The 15,290-nt window shown below is 43.4% G+C and carries 17 protein-coding genes; 14 read left to right on the top strand and 3 right to left on the bottom strand.

Annotated elements, in window-relative coordinates:
* Nucleotides 1-43: 43 nt before the first annotated feature.
* On the top strand, nucleotides 44-832 hold the full coding sequence (locus tag PQG45_RS10750) for an NAD(P)H-binding protein (protein ID WP_315577562.1): 789 nt from the start codon (nucleotides 44-46) through the stop codon (nucleotides 830-832).
* A 118-nt stretch (nucleotides 833-950) separates the two neighbouring features.
* Here the strand turns inward: PQG45_RS10750 and PQG45_RS10745 are convergent, their stop codons facing one another.
* The gene (locus PQG45_RS10745; RefSeq protein WP_316070848.1) at nucleotides 951-2,141 is read right to left on the bottom strand and encodes a M20 metallopeptidase family protein; all 1,191 of its coding nucleotides are present in this window, start codon (nucleotides 2,139-2,141) and stop codon (nucleotides 951-953) included.
* A gap of 175 nt (nucleotides 2,142-2,316) precedes the next feature.
* Here PQG45_RS10745 and PQG45_RS10740 point away from each other — a divergent pair, with 175 nt between their 5' ends.
* Together PQG45_RS10740 and PQG45_RS10735 are read left to right on the top strand one after the other, a co-directional pair.
* Nucleotides 2,317-2,832: an HNH endonuclease gene (locus PQG45_RS10740; protein ID WP_315577564.1), complete on the top strand. Its 516-nt coding sequence runs from the start codon at nucleotides 2,317-2,319 to the stop codon at nucleotides 2,830-2,832.
* Nucleotides 2,832-3,623: a DUF2520 domain-containing protein gene (locus PQG45_RS10735; protein WP_315577565.1), complete on the top strand. Its 792-nt coding sequence runs from the start codon at nucleotides 2,832-2,834 to the stop codon at nucleotides 3,621-3,623. Before PQG45_RS10740 ends, PQG45_RS10735 begins: the two co-directional genes overlap by 1 nt.
* Here PQG45_RS10735 and PQG45_RS10730 read toward each other — a convergent pair.
* Nucleotides 3,616-4,080, bottom strand: a complete 465-nt coding sequence (locus PQG45_RS10730; RefSeq protein WP_315577566.1) for a hypothetical protein — start codon at nucleotides 4,078-4,080, stop codon at nucleotides 3,616-3,618. The genes PQG45_RS10735 and PQG45_RS10730 overlap by 8 nt on opposite strands.
* Before the next feature lie 96 nt (nucleotides 4,081-4,176).
* Between PQG45_RS10730 and prfA the strand changes: the two genes are divergently transcribed.
* Complete coding sequence (gene prfA / locus PQG45_RS10725; RefSeq protein ID WP_315577567.1) at nucleotides 4,177-5,247, top strand: peptide chain release factor 1; 1,071 nt, start codon at nucleotides 4,177-4,179, stop codon at nucleotides 5,245-5,247.
* A 113-nt stretch (nucleotides 5,248-5,360) separates the two neighbouring features.
* Here prfA and PQG45_RS10720 read toward each other — a convergent pair whose 3' ends face one another.
* Nucleotides 5,361-6,389, bottom strand: a complete 1,029-nt coding sequence (locus PQG45_RS10720; RefSeq protein ID WP_315577568.1) for a sensor histidine kinase — start codon at nucleotides 6,387-6,389, stop codon at nucleotides 5,361-5,363.
* A 58-nt stretch (nucleotides 6,390-6,447) separates the two neighbouring features.
* Between PQG45_RS10720 and purB the strand changes: the two genes are divergently transcribed.
* From purB to rplS, 10 genes are all read left to right on the top strand, one after another.
* Nucleotides 6,448-7,803 (top strand): adenylosuccinate lyase, encoded by a 1,356-nt coding sequence (purB, locus tag PQG45_RS10715; protein ID WP_315577569.1) that lies wholly within the window; start codon nucleotides 6,448-6,450, stop codon nucleotides 7,801-7,803.
* A gap of 38 nt (nucleotides 7,804-7,841) precedes the next feature.
* The gene (locus PQG45_RS10710; RefSeq protein WP_315577570.1) at nucleotides 7,842-8,225 is read left to right on the top strand and encodes a VOC family protein; all 384 of its coding nucleotides are present in this window, start codon (nucleotides 7,842-7,844) and stop codon (nucleotides 8,223-8,225) included.
* Between the two features lie 187 nt (nucleotides 8,226-8,412).
* A complete protein-coding gene (locus PQG45_RS10705) occupies nucleotides 8,413-9,822 on the top strand; it encodes an anthranilate synthase component I family protein (protein WP_315577571.1) in 1,410 nt (469 codons plus the stop codon).
* A gap of 6 nt (nucleotides 9,823-9,828) precedes the next feature.
* Nucleotides 9,829-10,395 carry an anthranilate synthase component II gene (locus PQG45_RS10700; RefSeq protein ID WP_315577572.1) on the top strand — a complete coding sequence of 189 codons (567 nt, stop codon included), beginning with the start codon at nucleotides 9,829-9,831 and terminating at the stop codon, nucleotides 10,393-10,395.
* A 1-nt stretch (nucleotide 10,396) separates the two neighbouring features.
* Complete coding sequence (gene trpD / locus PQG45_RS10695; protein ID WP_315577573.1) at nucleotides 10,397-11,386, top strand: anthranilate phosphoribosyltransferase; 990 nt, start codon at nucleotides 10,397-10,399, stop codon at nucleotides 11,384-11,386.
* Nucleotides 11,387-11,473: 87 nt separating this feature from the next.
* Complete coding sequence (trpC, locus tag PQG45_RS10690; RefSeq protein ID WP_315577574.1) at nucleotides 11,474-12,259, top strand: indole-3-glycerol phosphate synthase TrpC; 786 nt, start codon at nucleotides 11,474-11,476, stop codon at nucleotides 12,257-12,259.
* 2 nt (nucleotides 12,260-12,261) lie between these two features.
* Nucleotides 12,262-12,858 (top strand): phosphoribosylanthranilate isomerase, encoded by a 597-nt coding sequence (locus PQG45_RS10685; RefSeq protein ID WP_315577575.1) that lies wholly within the window; start codon nucleotides 12,262-12,264, stop codon nucleotides 12,856-12,858.
* Nucleotides 12,855-14,048, top strand: a complete 1,194-nt coding sequence (gene trpB / locus PQG45_RS10680) for a tryptophan synthase subunit beta (RefSeq protein WP_315577576.1) — start codon at nucleotides 12,855-12,857, stop codon at nucleotides 14,046-14,048. Before PQG45_RS10685 ends, trpB begins: the two co-directional genes overlap by 4 nt.
* Before the next feature lies 1 nt (nucleotide 14,049).
* The gene (gene trpA / locus PQG45_RS10675; protein ID WP_315577577.1) at nucleotides 14,050-14,829 is read left to right on the top strand and encodes a tryptophan synthase subunit alpha; all 780 of its coding nucleotides are present in this window, start codon (nucleotides 14,050-14,052) and stop codon (nucleotides 14,827-14,829) included.
* Nucleotides 14,830-14,936: 107 nt separating this feature from the next.
* Entirely contained in the window at nucleotides 14,937-15,290 is a 354-nt protein-coding gene (gene rplS / locus PQG45_RS10670; RefSeq protein WP_315577578.1) for a 50S ribosomal protein L19, read from the top strand.

The raw sequence follows: 15,290 nt of genomic DNA, 5'->3' as shown, positions 1-15,290 counted from the left end.
AAACTATCTTTGTTTTGCATTTGTTCCAAAGGTGCATAAAATTATGAAAAAGAATATAAGTATTTACGGAGGCGGTTGGGTAGGCGCACCATTGGCATTTAAACTAGCATTAGCGGATTTTGAAGTAAAGGTTTCGGCATCTCAGGTGCACCAACAAGCAAAGCATCCCAAAGTTCAGGTCGTTGATTTTCGCGCAACTGACGAAACCACAGAAGGGGATTGGGCGCTGTTAAATCAATCGGCCATTCAAGTTTGGGCGATTCCTCCCCGTAGAAAGAAAAATTCAGAAGAACAATACTTACGTATCGTTCAGGCTTGGGTAGATGGCTTGGATCCTCAAAAAGTGGAGAAAATTATTTTCCTTTCCTCTACATCTGTTTACGCGAATGTCTCTGCGATTGTGGATGAAACGGCTGAAATAAATACGAATTCCTTAATGGCGCAGGCCGAAGCGATTGTTGCTGCTTCTCCGGTTACCTCTATTATTTTACGCTTGGGCGGTTTAATGGGTGGAGATCGTTTTGTTGCCAAATATTTTGCCAATAAGCGTAATGATGGCGCGAATTGCCCTGTCAATTACGTACACAAGGACGATGTGGTAAATTTGATTGCATTGACTTGCGATAAAATTCAATCCGGAATTTATAATATTGTTGCTCCTGAGCATCCTACGAAGCAAGATGTGGGGATGAACGACTGTGAGAAACGGGGGATGAATCCAGGGTATTGGGACTCAAGCCAACCATGTTTAGGGGGTAAAATTGTTTCAGGGGATAAAATCGTAGAGGAATTAAGCTACGATTTCAAATGGCCAGATCCGATGGAGTTTTAGGTATTTTCGTTGGCAAAACGTATTGATTTGCCAACCTTTATTTAATTTTTGTAGATTCCCCAGGTTGAAACCTGGGGTTTTTTATGTCCCAATATTTTGCCTCCCTCTCAACTCTCAACTAAGAGACTAGCTCATTCACGGCCAACCATGCCATCAGTCCTGGCCCGATTGCCAAAGCATCTTCATCGATATCAAAGCTAGGTGTGTGAACACCACTCGTAATGCCTTTGGCCTCATTACGAATTCCTAGGCGGTAAAAACACGCATCCACATGGTGCGTGTAGAAAGCAAAATCTTCCCCGGCCATCCAAAGGTCTAAGTCAACGACGTTTTCTTCACCCATGTAGGCGATTGCTGCAGCTTTCGCTTTTCGTGTTAATTCAGGATTGTTTTGTAAGAAGGGATAACCTTTTAGTACTTCAAAGATCGCCTGACCACCCATCGCATCCGCGATGCCTTCAGCCAATTTTTTCATTTTCTCCAAACCTTCCGCACGCCATGTTTCATCCATGGCACGGAATGTACCCGCAATATTGACCTCGTCAGGAATCACATTCGTAGCACCCAATCCTTCGATCTTACCAAAAGTCAACACCGAAGGAAACTTAGGATTCTTATTGCGAGATATAATTTGTTGCATCGCCACAATGATGTGCGAGGCAATCACAATCGGGTCAATACAAGCATCTGGCATAGCGCCATGGCCTCCTTTGCCGATTACCTTAATATATAATTCATCCGTACTTGCCATATACATGCCCTCACGGAAACCGATTTTGCCTACGGGAACGTTTGTGGCTACATGTTGGCCGAAAATACTCACCGGTTTCGGGTTTTCTAGAACACCCTCTTTGATCATGATGCTGGCTCCGCCTGGTGCTTTTTCTTCTGCAGGTTGGAAAATCAACTTCACCGTCCCCTCAAACTCGTCTTTGATTGTTTGCAATATATGTGCTGTTCCTAATAGGGAAGAAGTATGCACATCATGTCCGCAGGCATGCATTACCCCCGGATTTTGCGATTTATAGGGTACATCATTCGTTTCAATGATGGGTAAAGCATCCATGTCGGCACGCAATGCAACAACTTTTTTACTTGGATTTTTACCTTCGATGATGGCAACGACGCCCGTATTCGCGAGTCTATTCGTAGCAATACCCCATGCATTCAATTGTTTTTCTACAAAAGCTTGCGTTGCCGTTTCCTGAAAGGATAATTCTGGGTGCATATGGAGATGATGGCGATTGCCAACGGTCTCTTGTGCTAATGAATTGGACAAGGATTTGATTTTTTCTACCAGGGATGCCATGGGCCTTTGCGTTATTTTTTACAAATCTACTAAAAAGGGCTTAGAATGCCGTTTTAATCCGCCAAAACCCGCTCAAAATTTTATGTCAAGTACTTGTTTATCAGATGATTATTTTCTTTAACTTTAATGCATGTGATGGATTTGCGCAGGGATAACCTTATAAAATTGGAAGTCTATGAGTCAGAAAGTTTTAGTGCTTAATCAAGATTACAGTGCATTGACAATTTGTTCCATGCCTAAAGCTTTTTTGTTGGTCTACCTCAATAAAGCCGAACTCATTGCCGAATCAAGTACGGCCCGACTTCACTCCATCAGCCAATCTTTCCCTTTCCCATCTGTCATTCGATTAAATCGCTACGTATATTTTCCTTACAAAGGGGTTGTATTAACGCGGCAAAATATTTTTAAACGGGACGGAAATCGTTGCCAATATTGTGGTTCGTCTGATCACCTTACCTTAGACCATGTGTTGCCCAAATCACGTCAAGGCAGAACCTCATGGGACAATTTGACCACCGCTTGTAAATATTGTAATTCAAAAAAAGGTGACAAAACGCCAGAGGAAGCTGGGATGCATTTGAATCGCCAACCGTTCAAACCATCCTTCGTTATGTTTTTGCGAAATTTTTCCGGAATTTTGGATAATCAATGGATGCCTTTTGTCGGGGCGAAACACGAAAAAATTCAGTAATGATTAAAATTTCATTTATCGGTGCAGGGCACGTGGCATGGCATATTTCACAAGCATTGGAAAATGCAGGAAATAGCGTTCAGGAAGTTTTTAGTAGAGACCCGGAAAAAGCGCGCGATTTAGTTAGTTATCTGTACAATGCCCGCGTGCAGGAACATTTGGACTTTTCAGAATCAAGCTCCACTGTGTTTTTCCTTTGTGTGCCAGAATCTGCTTATGCGCAGGTTTTACCGGAATTGTTACTTCCTAAATATGCAACTTTGGTCCTCGTAGCGGGTACAGCATCGCTGACGGAATCCATGATGCAGTATGATCCTCTGCGTGAAAGCACGAATCAAATGGGGGTGTTGTTCCCGGTTCAACACTTGCAATCCGAACGCAAAATTAGTTTATCAAATGTGCCCATTTGTATCGAGGTACTCCTAGAGGAAACCGAAGCTACACTTGTGCACTTAGCCAAAGACATTTCGAAGTCCATCTATTTAGTGAATGGGGAAGAGCGTAAGAAAATCCATTTGGCCATGCTCATGGCAGGATTATTCACGCAACAACTTTGGCAACAAGCACAAAGCTTGTTGGAGTCCATCGAATTAGACAAGACCCTCATTCAAGGGGTAGTTCAAAATTATGTGCAAGCTTTTTTTGCGAATCAGACCTTACATGCCGACCAAGATATTGCGAAATTGAGTGATTCTCGCGTGGTCTTCGACCAACAAGCATTTATGTCTCGCCCTGAAATGCAGGAGATTTATAAAAATATGTTGGCGCTTGTAAAGTCTAATCCTATTTAATCAAAGGTTTATCCATCTGGATTATGACTTGTTTTTTGCTAAATCCAATGACGGTAACCTCACCTTTGGCGTTGGGGAACATGTAGAAAAGACTATCACCCGTACTATTTTTTTGGATGCTTGGTGGAATGTCTTGTTTTTGAGCGATGCCATAATCAATGGCCTCTAGCATGTTGATTATTTTGGCGTCTTTGATGGCTTGTTTTAAAATATTTGTAGGCCCCGAGGCAATAAAGACCTTGTTTTTCTGGCCTAAGGTGTCTGCCGAATCGCCTTTCTCTAAATCCGTTTGTATTTCTTTCCCCCAAACGTCGACCTGATTCACAATGTCTTGCGGCAATACGCGTTTGACTTGTCTTTCGCGCATTTCCTTAACGGCCGCTGTGGTATCAATTCGTTTGGAAAAATCACAGCCGTAAAGTGATAAAGCGAGCAGTACTATGAGGGAATTTTTCATGGGTTTCAGGAGAAAGAACAAAGGTATTCATCTTGAGCAGAAAGGGCAATGAATTTAATTGTTATCTTTGCGGAGATTTTTTAACCCCGATTAGACATGCTGGAGCAGCTAGAAGCCATCCGAGAACGATTCATCGAAGTAGAACAACAAATTGCGATGCCGGAAATTGTTTCCGACTTGAAGAAATTCAAGACGTTAAGTAAGGAATACAAAGACTTGCAAAAAATTGTAGAGCAATACATCGCATACCAAAATTTGTTGCAATCCATTGATGAAGCGAAGTCTGTTATTGCAACAGAAAAGGATGAAGACTTCCGCGATATGGCGAAAGCGGAGTTGGAAGAATTGGTTCCTGCTGAAAAGGAAATGCAAGAAGTCTTGAAAGAGATGTTGATTCCTAGGGATCCCAATGATTCGAAAGATTGTATTCTTGAGATCCGCGGGGGTACGGGTGGTGATGAAGCTTCCATTTTTGCAGGAGACCTATTCCGTATGTACCAGCGTTTTGCGGAAAAGCAGGGTTGGACTTTCCAAATCATGGACTTTACTGACGGAACAGCCGGTGGATATAAAGAAATCATTATCTCGGTTCAAGGAGAAGACGTATATGCCAAATTGAAGTTTGAATCAGGTGTTCACCGGGTTCAACGTGTTCCTGCCACCGAATCAGCAGGACGTATTCATACTTCGGCCGCTACGGTAGCCGTGATGCCAGAGGCAGATGAGGTTGATGTGCAAATCAACATGAATGATATCCGAAAAGATACATTCTGTTCATCTGGAGCAGGTGGTCAATCCGTAAATACAACGTATTCGGCTGTGCGTGTGACACACATTCCTTCGGGATTGGTCGTGCAATGTCAAGATGAACGTTCACAAATTAAGAACTTTGATAAAGCGATGACGGTATTACGGTCTCGTCTATATGAAATTGAATTAGCGAAGCGGAATGCAGAAATTGCGGGCAACCGGAAATCGATGGTTGGCACAGGTGACCGTTCGGATAAAATCCGTACTTATAATTACCCACAAGGCCGCGTAACGGATCACCGCATTGGTTTGACGGTTTATAATTTGCCTACGGTCATGGATGGAGAAATTGCTGAATTCATCGAGCAATTACGTATCGCAGAAAATGCGGAACGCTTGACGGAAGGGGCGGTATAGAAATGGTAGAGACGCGAAGTTTGAACTGCGTCGATTTCTCAGACTAAAGTCTGAGCTTACAAATTGACAAATGGCTTCAGCCTGGGGTCTCGCGCGTTATCCCGTATCTACTATTATGCTTTCTCCAACTTGAACTCAAAACGAGTTCCTTTATTCTCTTCTGACTGTACGGAAATCTTGCTGTTGTGTGCCTGAACGATGTGTTTAACAATTGATAAACCCAATCCCGTTCCTCCCGAGTTTTTTGCTCGGCTCTTGTCCACGCGGTAGAATCGCTCGAAGATGCGGTGCAAATGTTCTTCGGGGATACCTGGGCCGTTGTCGACCACTGAAATGGTATAGGCCTTTTTCTTTTCATTAATAATAATTTGAACAAGACCTTTTTCCTTGCCGTACTTAATTGCATTGACAACGAGGTTCAGGATGACTTGCGAAATTCGCTGAGTATCAGCCTTCACTTGAATTTCGCCTTTCGGGGCGATGAGTTTTAACGAGACCTCCCGTTTTTTTGCTTTTGCTTCTACTTGTTCGAAAATCTCTTCGATCAAGGGGCGAAGATTAATCTTCTTTTTCTCAATTTTTATAGCCCCAGTTTCAATTTGGGAAACCGTCAGCAAATCCTGTACCAAACTGTCTAGCCCATCCAAACTTTTGGCGGCCTTCTCTAAAAATTTTGTGCGAATTTCGAGATCCTCATCCGGATTGTCTAAAAGCGTATGGACAAATCCCTGAGCCGCGAAAATGGGTGTTTTCAGCTCATGGGAAACATCTGCTAAAAACTCTTGTCTGTACTTGGCAGCCTTTTTTAAATCTTGTACTTCGCCCTCTTTGGTCGCGACGTAGGTATTTAACTCCTTTCTTAAGAGTTCAATCGGGTTCTCTTTTTCAACTAATTGTTTACGCGGAGTAACACTGAAATCTTTCTTTTTAATCTGCTTAATTCGGTCATACAAAGAGTTCACCTCTTGGAATACCAAATAATCCAGTGCAAAATAAATCAAGACTGAACCGAATATAAAGCAACTGATAAATCCAATGGTCATAGTGACCAAATCGGAACTCGGAATAAACGAAAGAAACGCCGTTGTCACGATGGCTATGACCAATGCTAAAACGACCGAAAGATATCTGGGCTGTAACATGCTTGAAATTACGGATAATTTTTTAAAATGTTGTACCTTTGCGCTTTGAATAGAACTTATGGAATTAAATCTGCTAACGGCAATCTCGCCCGTTGATGGTCGTTACCGTCGCCAAACCCAATCGCTCGCACCTTATTTTTCCGAGTTTGGGTTAATCCAATACCGCGTTCGTGTGGAGATCGAATACTTCATCGCCTTGTGTGAAATCCCCTTAGCTCCATTAGCGAGTTTTCCAAAGGAACATTTTGCGGCTTTGCGGGCGATGTACACCAACTTCACCGAAGCCGATGCGCAATGGATTAAGGAGACAGAAAAGGTGACCAACCACGATGTGAAGGCCGTTGAATATTTCATTAAAGATAGGATGTTGGCTTTACCAGGTGATTTGACACCTTATGTTGAGTTCATTCACTTTGGTCTAACTTCTCAAGATATCAATAATACAGCCATCCCACTTTCCATCGCGGAGGCGCACAAGCAAGTCATTCTTCCTGCATACCAAGCGGTCGTTTCGATTTTAGATGCTTACGCGACGGAATGGAAAGAGATTCCTTTGTTGGCCCATACACATGGCCAACCGGCGTCTCCAACCCGTTTAGGTAAAGAAATCAAGGTTTTTGTTGAACGTTTGAATCGCCAATTGGATTTATTGGCGCAAGTGCCTTTTACCGGAAAATTCGGGGGTGCAACGGGAAATTTCAACGCCCATCAGGTATCATTTCCGGAGATTAATTGGCCGGCATTTGCGGCCAACTTACACGCGAATCTTGGGATTACGCGTTCAAAATACACCACACAAATCGAGCATTACGATAATTTGGCGGCCTATTTTGATGGACTAAAGCGTTTAGATACTATCTTAATTGATTTGTCGCGTGATATTTGGCAGTACATTTCGATGGGTTATTTCAAGCAAAAAATCAAAGCGGGAGAAATCGGTTCATCTGCGATGCCGCATAAAGTTAACCCCATCGATTTCGAAAACGCGGAGGGGAATTTAGCCATGGCGAATGCCTTTTTCGAATTCTTAGCTGCGAAATTGCCTATCTCACGTTTACAACGTGATTTAACGGATTCGACGGTACTTCGTAATGTAGGTACGCCTTTGGCACATGTCGTAATTTCATTGAATTCTTTGCAACGCGGTTTGGGTAAATTGGAATTGAACAACAGCAAAATCCAACAAGATTTAGAAGATAACTGGGTCGTGATTGCGGAGGCGATTCAAACGGTCTTGCGTCGTGAAGCGTTCCCGAAACCTTACGAGGCGCTGAAGGATTTGACACGTCACCATGGCAAGATAGACCAAGCTGTTTTCCACGCATTCATTGATGGATTAGCCGTTTCGGATGCTATTAAGGCAGAATTGAAATTAATCAGTCCTTTTAACTTCGTAGGACGCGACGAAAACTAAAACCCGACTAGTGACTAGCGACTAGTGACTTGAAAATTATGAATCACCGATTAATGCACATCGCCCTTGTGGTCGCCGATTACGACGAAGCCATCGCTTGGTATACGGAGAAGCTGGGTTTTACCTTGATAGAAGACACGCGTTTGAGTGATGTGAAACGCTGGGTATTAGTGCAGCCTTCCGGTGAGGGTTCTTGCCAATTGTTATTGGCCAAAGCCGCGACCGATGAGCAAAAATCACGTGTGGGTAACCAAACGGGCGGGCGTGTTTTCTTATTTTTACATACCGATGATTTCGAAAAAGACCATCAAAATTTGATCAAACACAACATCAAAATTGTGCGCGGTCCTGCGGTCGAAGAATATGGTAAAGTGCTGGTATTTGAGGATTTATACGGAAATTTGTGGGATTTAATTGGCTAAAATTTTGAATTAAGAGATTTCAGTTTACATTTGCATCAAATAAATACAAAAATGACAAAAGCAGCATACAACAAAAACTGGTGGCAAGGCTAATATTTCCTTGAACAGTTTCGCTGTGTGTACATGATATGTTTACCAAAGGCTTGCTGTTCTCAGTAAGCCTTTTTTAATTTTGTCCCTAGAAAACATGTCTACCATACAAATACGAACTGCGAGAAAAACCCTATTGGCTGATACCCTCACGCCAATTGGCATTTTCATGAAAATTCGTAAAAATTTCAAAAATTCAGTGATCCTGGAATCGGCCGATTACCACGGTCGGGAGCATGGATTTTCACATATTGCCTTTGACCCTGTTGCTTCATTTGAATTAACGGATTCCCAGGTTACCCAAAAATTCCCAGACGGGTCTGTTGAAAATTTCACCTTGACGAATCGTCGGGATGCAGTTCAAGCACTAAAGGCATTTGCAGATCGCTTTGATTTTCCAAAAGAAAAAGGGGACTCTCCGATGGCCAATGGATTATTTGGTCATATATCCTATGATGCCGTAACCTATTTTGAGGACATCGAGATTCAAGCGAAAAATCCTGAAACGGAAATTCCTTCGATTCGCTATTACGTATACAGGTACGTCGTTGCGGTGAATCACTTCAATAACCAGATGTCGCTTTATGCACATAGTTACGATGGGACGGAACCTACATTTGATACGATTACCTATTTATTAAATATGCCGCATTACGACTCGGAACGATTCGAGCGCGTAGGAGATGAGGTCAGTAATTTGAATGATGATCAAGTAAAGGAGATTGTGGAAACCTGTATCAAACATTGTTTGCGCGGGGATGTTTTCCAAATTGTTCCTTCTCGTCGCTTTGCACAAGGGTTTAAAGGAGATGATTTCCAAGTCTACCGCGCCTTGCGTTCCGTGAATCCTTCACCGTATTTGTTCTATTTTGATTATGAGCAATATCGGATTTTCGGTGCTTCTCCAGAAAAGCAGATTAAAATCGATGGGGATGTGGCTGAAATTCATCCCATTGCGGGAACGTTTCGACGCTCAGGGGATGATGCCCGCGATGCGGAACTTGCACAAGAGCTTTTGGCAGATCCGAAAGAAACTGCGGAACATGTGATGTTGGTCGATTTAGCCCGCAACGATCTAAGTAGAAGTGCGGACCAAGTCAAAGTAGAAACATTCAAGGAAGTCCAATTTTTCTCACATGTGATTCATTTGGTTTCTAAGGTAACAGGCCGATTACAAAAAGGTGTTAATCCCTTGCAATTGGTGGCAGATACGTTTCCTGCCGGAACCTTAAGTGGTGCACCGAAACACAATGCGATGACGATTATTAATCGGTTAGAGCCAACGAACCGTGCGATTTACGGTGGGGCGATTGGTTTCATGGATTTTCAAGGGAATTTTAATCATGCCATTGCAATTCGTACCTTTTTAAGCAAAGGAAATACCTTGTTTTTCCAAGCAGGGATGGGGGTTGTTGCCAAATCGGTCGTGGCAAGTGAAATGCAAGAAATACACAATAAATTAGCAGCTTTGCGTCGTGCATTGGAAGTTGCGGAGAACTTAGCATAAGAGAACATGAAGAACGTATTGGTTTTAGATAATTATGATTCCTTCGTGTACAATTTGGTATACCTTTTGAAGGAATTAGGTGCGAATGTGGATGTGTTTCGCAATGATAAAATTAGCCTTGAGGAAGTAGGTAAATATGATCAAATTCTCCTTTCTCCAGGTCCTGGGATTCCTTCGGAAGCAGGAATTATGATGGATTTGTTGAAGGAATATAAGTCGACCAAAAAGATATTAGGTGTTTGCTTAGGCCATCAGGCCATTGCGGAGGCTTTTGGATCTGAATTGCAGAATATGGGCGAGGTATTGCATGGCGTGACGACGGAGTGTCAAGTGATTGACCCGACAGAGCGTTTATTCTTGGATATTCCATCTCGTTTCGAGGTTTGTCGCTACCATTCATGGACCGTGATTCCCGGTTCAATGCCGAGTGATTTGAAGATTACGGCCCAAGATGATAAAGGTTATGTGTTAGCGGAGGCGCATCAGCAATTTGATGTTCGTGGGGTGCAATTTCACCCGGAAGCCTATTTGACGCAACATGGTTTACAAATGATTAAAAATTGGATGAAATAAAATGAAGAAGGTTCTAGAAAGAAGAGTAAGTGGTGAGGCGTTGTCAGAACAAGAGTCGCATGAGGTATTATTACAAATTGGGAATGGCGGCGTAAACCCTAGCCAAATTGCCGCATTTTTATCATCTTATTGGTACCATCCAATACAGGTGCAAGAGTTAAAGGGATTTGTCTCGGCCATGTTGGACTTGGCAGTTACGATTGATTTGTCGGAGTTCGATGCCATGGATGTTTGCGGAACGGGTGGTGATGGTAAGGATACCTTCAACATTAGTACGACTTCTTCCTTTGTTATTGTAGGTGCCGGTCAAAAGATTGCCAAACACGGGAACCACGGGGTATCTTCTTCGGTAGGATCTTCGACGGTTTTGGAATTTTTAGGTTTGAAATTCAACAATGATCCCAAAATCTTGAAACGTAAAATGGAAACAGCGGGGATGTGCTTTTTGCATGCACCTTTGTTCCATCCTGCCATGCGTTATGTAGGGCCAATTCGGAAAGAATTAGGGATGAAAACGTTCTTTAATTTGCTGGGACCCTTGTTGAATCCAGCGAATGTCAATAAGCAATTAACCGGCGTTTATTCGCCAGAGGTGTTCGATTTGTATGCGGGTTTTTTCAAAGACTCGAGTAAGAAATACGGCATCGTTTATGCAGAGGATGGGTATGATGAAATTTCCTTGACTTCTAATTTCCGGTTGGAGACGGCTGCAGGCCGACAAGTTTATACACCAACAGCATTAGGCTGTGAATATGTGCAGCAGTCCGAGTTGTTTGGAGGGGCGAATGTGGAGGAGTCGGCGAATATGTTGTATAAGATTTTGCAACGAGAGGGTACGCCAGCTCAAACGAATGCAGTACTTGCGAATGCAGGTGCGGCACTTTGGGTTGCCGAGAAAGCACCATCTTTAGCGGATGGCTTTGCCATGGCGAAAGAATCGTTGGAAAGTGGAAAAGCTTTCCAAGTGTTCAAGAAGTTTATTATGGATTAAGTCGAGGAGCGTCGCGTGAAAAAATTAGACGCGGCGTATCACGCAAATAAATAGACACGATGTTTCGTGTCTCTACAACATTAGGATATGAGTATTTTAGATCAAATCATTGCCACAAAACGGGAGGAAGTCGCTGCCGCGAAAGCACGCGTTTCGGTATCTCAATTAGAAAAGCAAGGCTATTTTGCCCGGGCTTGTCATTCGTTGGCCATGTCTTTGGTTCAGCCAGCGTCCACCGGCATCATCGCAGAGTTTAAGCGTAAGTCTCCCTCGAAAGGTATCATCAATGATTCCATGGGCGTTGATGAGGTAACGCGGGGATATGTGGCGGCAGGAGCGGCTTGTTTATCGGTGCTGACGGATACGGAATATTTTGGTGGGACCTATGCTGATTTTGATTTAGCACGCCGTACGAATCCTAATACGCCTATTTTGCGTAAGGATTTTATGGTGGACGAATACCAAATTGTGGAAGCCAAATCGATGGGTGCCGATGTCGTTTTATTGATTGCGGCAGCATTAAGCCCTGCGGAAATCAAAACCTTAGGGACTTTGGCGCGTTCATTAGGTATGGAAACCCTGTTGGAGGTTCATGACCAGGAAGAATTGGATCGTTCGTTAGGTGATTATATTTCTGTTGTGGGTGTGAATAACCGCAACTTGAAGAATTTTTCGGAACAAAATGTGGAGGCATCCAAAGTCCTTGCGGATAAGATACCTGCTCAATTTGTGAAGGTTTCGGAAAGTTGTATTTCAGGACCTGAGATTATTAAGGATTTGAAAGGCTTCGGGTATCGAGGGTTTTTGATCGGTGAGAGTTTTATGAAAACGAGCAATCCGGGACAGGCATTAACAGATTTCTTAAAGCAATAGAGATGAAGTGGAAGGTTTGCGGCATGCGGGATTTGACTAATATCGAGGCAGTAGCCACTTGCGAACCGGATTACATGGGCTTTATTTGGGTCGAGAAATCGCCCCGGTATGTAGGAGCTGATTTTGTGATTCCTACGCTTCCTGCCCTAACGAAGGCCGTGGGTGTGTTTGTGAATGAATCAACCGATACGATCATCTCGCTGTCTAAAAAGGCTGGATTTCAGGTTGTGCAATTGCATGGAGAAGAGGGGCAGGATGTGATTGACGCCTTGCATGCAGAAGGATTGACGGTCATTAAAGCTGTCAGCGTCGCGTCAAAGGAAGATGTAAAAGGCTTGAATTTAAAGCCTGATTATTACTTATTTGATACGAAAAAAGGATCTCAAGTAGGTGGAACGGGGGAGCGATTTGATTGGTCTATCTTGAAGGCCTATGCAATCGATATTCCTTATTTTTTAGCGGGGGGATTGGATGAGGCGAGTATTGAAGAAGCAAAGCAATTGCCAGGTATTTATGCCCTGGATTTTAACAGTAAATTAGAATTGAGTCCAGGTTTAAAGGACTTGACGAAGGTGAAAGAAATAATGCAAAACATATGAATCAGTCATTTCAAGTTGACGAGCGTGGGTATTACGGAGATTTTGGCGGAGCCTTTATTCCCGAAATGTTATATCCCAATGTAGAGGAATTACGTAGTCGCTATTTAGACATCATCGCGGAACCATCCTTTCAGGAGGAGTTTCATGCGTTGTTGAAAGACTACGTGGGCCGACCGACCCCCTTGTTCAAGGCGGAACGATTATCTGCGAAGTACAATACAAATATCTACTTGAAGCGGGAGGATTTATGCCATACCGGCGCACACAAAGTGAACAATACGATTGGTCAAATTTTGGTTGCGAAGCGTTTGGGTAAAAATAAGATTGTGGCAGAGACGGGTGCGGGCCAACATGGTGTGGCGACGGCAACGGTTTGTGCGTTAATGGGCATGGAGTGTATCGTGTACATGGGTGCCATTGACATCGAACGCCAAGCGCCTAATGTGGCGCGGATGCGTATGTTGGGCGCTCAAGTTGTTGCCGCTCAATCGGGGTCAAAAACCTTGAAAGATGCGACCAATGAAGCGATGCGTCACTGGATTAATAACCCCGTTGATACACATTACATTATTGGATCGGTTGTAGGGCCACATCCTTATCCCGACATGGTTGCACGGTTTCAGTCGGTGATTTCCGAAGAAATGCGTAGCCAATTACAAGAAAAAGAAGGTCGGGATTATCCGGATTATGTAATAGCTTGTGTAGGTGGCGGTTCGAATGCAGCCGGTGCTTTTTACCATTTCTTGGATGAGCCTCGAACGCAATTGATTGCGGCTGAGGCAGCTGGAAAAGGGGTTGATTCAGGTCACTCAGCGGCTACTACTTTCTTAGGAAAACCAGGTGTTTTACATGGCAGCAAGAGTTTATTGATGCAGACAGAAGATGGTCAGGTAATTGAACCCTATTCGATTTCTGCGGGCTTGGATTACCCGGGGATTGGACCGATGCACGCGAATTTATCCATAACAGGACGTGCACTGTTTTTTGGAATAACGGATGCGGAGGCGTTGGATGCTGCCGTTGAATGTTCTGTGTTGGAGGGAATTATCCCGGCGTTAGAGACAGCACATGCGCTGGCTGTATTTGGTAAATTACAAGCTAAACCGAATGAGGTGATTGTGGTTAATTTATCAGGAAGAGGCGACAAGGATTTGTCAACGTATCAACAGCACTTAAAATTGAATGACTAGGATGAATAGGATTACGAAATTATTTGCGGAGGCGACTGAGCCTATATTGAATGTTTATGCGACGGCAGGTTATCCTAATTATGGAGATACGATGACGGTTTTGAATGCCTTGCAGGCCGGTGGAGTTGATATCATTGAAATCGGGATGCCTTATTCGGATCCCGTTGCGGATGGGGAGACGATTCAGCAATCGAACCAAGTGTCTTTGGATCAAGGGATGTCGGTCGCTCATTTGTTTGAGCAATTAAAAGATATGCGTCAAACGGTTTCGGTACCTGTTTTATTAATGGGATACATCAATCCCGTGTTACAATATGGTGTCGAAGCTTTTTGTAAGAAATGTGCGGAAGTGGGTGTAGATGGACTGATCTTGCCCGATTTACCGATGGCGGAATATGAGTCGGAATACCAAGCAATCTTCGAGCAATACTGTCTGTATAACATCTTTTTAATCACGCCGCAGACGACGGATGCGCGTATCGCTCAAATCGATGCGATTAGCAAAGGTTTTATTTACATGGTTTCTTCGGCAAGTACGACCGGAGCAAAGACCGGAATTTCGAGTGATCAAGAGACTTATTTCAAGCGAATTGAGTCGATGAATTTGAAAAACCCACGATTAATTGGCTTTGGTATTTCGGATCGCGCGAGTTTCTTGAAGGCTTCAGAATCCGCGGCTGGAGCGATCATTGGTAGCGCTTTCGTGAAGTTGTTGGGCCAAGCGCAAGATCTTCATGCTGAGATTGTTGACTTTGTTCAATCGATAAAAGGTAAAAAGTAGCCAATTGTTTTTGGAAAGAAATATTTTTCCTATCTTTGCAACCCAATCAGCAATTTTATGTACGAAGTGACCGCTGAGTGCTGATATTACACAAAATAAAAAGTCAGATGAGTGATTTAATTAAATTTGTAGAAGCAGAAAACGCAACGCGTCGTGCTGAGCATCCAGCATTTGCAGCGGGAGACACTATCAATGTATACGTAAAGATCCGTGAGGGTAATAAAGAGCGTATCCAGGTTTTCCAAGGATTGGTAATCCAACGTAAGAATTCAGGTGCAGGTGAGTCTTTCACTGTGCGTAAAGTATCAAACGGAATTGGTGTTGAGCGTATCTTCCCAATCTTGTCACCAAACATCGATAAAATCGAAGTATTGCGTCGTGGTAAAGTGCGTCGTGCACGTTTATTCTACATGCGTGGTAAGCAAGGAAAAGCTGCTCGTGTTAAAGAGAAGAAAAAATAG

This window comes from Aquirufa regiilacus (assembly GCF_032470275.1).
GTDB classification, from domain to species: domain Bacteria; phylum Bacteroidota; class Bacteroidia; order Cytophagales; family Spirosomataceae; genus Aquirufa; species Aquirufa regiilacus.
Note: the sequence above shows the minus strand (reverse complement) of the source record. Positions and strands in the feature narration are given on the sequence as shown.

Excerpts from the sequence above, each read along its gene's own strand:
- PQG45_RS10750 (WP_315577562.1), top strand. The coding sequence starts at position 44 with ATGAAAAAGAATATAAGTATTTACGGAGGCGGTTGGGTAGGCGCACCA.
- PQG45_RS10745 (WP_316070848.1), bottom strand. The coding sequence starts at position 2,141 with ATGGCATCCCTGGTAGAAAAAATCAAATCCTTGTCCAATTCATTAGCA.
- PQG45_RS10740 (WP_315577564.1), top strand. The coding sequence starts at position 2,317 with ATGAGTCAGAAAGTTTTAGTGCTTAATCAAGATTACAGTGCATTGACA.
- PQG45_RS10735 (WP_315577565.1), top strand. The coding sequence starts at position 2,832 with ATGATTAAAATTTCATTTATCGGTGCAGGGCACGTGGCATGGCATATT.
- PQG45_RS10730 (WP_315577566.1), bottom strand. The coding sequence starts at position 4,080 with ATGAAAAATTCCCTCATAGTACTGCTCGCTTTATCACTTTACGGCTGT.
- prfA (WP_315577567.1), top strand. The coding sequence starts at position 4,177 with ATGCTGGAGCAGCTAGAAGCCATCCGAGAACGATTCATCGAAGTAGAA.
- PQG45_RS10720 (WP_315577568.1), bottom strand. The coding sequence starts at position 6,389 with ATGTTACAGCCCAGATATCTTTCGGTCGTTTTAGCATTGGTCATAGCC.
- purB (WP_315577569.1), top strand. The coding sequence starts at position 6,448 with ATGGAATTAAATCTGCTAACGGCAATCTCGCCCGTTGATGGTCGTTAC.
- PQG45_RS10710 (WP_315577570.1), top strand. The coding sequence starts at position 7,842 with ATGAATCACCGATTAATGCACATCGCCCTTGTGGTCGCCGATTACGAC.
- PQG45_RS10705 (WP_315577571.1), top strand. The coding sequence starts at position 8,413 with ATGTCTACCATACAAATACGAACTGCGAGAAAAACCCTATTGGCTGAT.
- PQG45_RS10700 (WP_315577572.1), top strand. The coding sequence starts at position 9,829 with ATGAAGAACGTATTGGTTTTAGATAATTATGATTCCTTCGTGTACAAT.
- trpD (WP_315577573.1), top strand. The coding sequence starts at position 10,397 with ATGAAGAAGGTTCTAGAAAGAAGAGTAAGTGGTGAGGCGTTGTCAGAA.
- trpC (WP_315577574.1), top strand. The coding sequence starts at position 11,474 with ATGAGTATTTTAGATCAAATCATTGCCACAAAACGGGAGGAAGTCGCT.
- PQG45_RS10685 (WP_315577575.1), top strand. The coding sequence starts at position 12,262 with ATGAAGTGGAAGGTTTGCGGCATGCGGGATTTGACTAATATCGAGGCA.
- trpB (WP_315577576.1), top strand. The coding sequence starts at position 12,855 with ATGAATCAGTCATTTCAAGTTGACGAGCGTGGGTATTACGGAGATTTT.
- trpA (WP_315577577.1), top strand. The coding sequence starts at position 14,050 with ATGAATAGGATTACGAAATTATTTGCGGAGGCGACTGAGCCTATATTG.
- rplS (WP_315577578.1), top strand. The coding sequence starts at position 14,937 with ATGAGTGATTTAATTAAATTTGTAGAAGCAGAAAACGCAACGCGTCGT.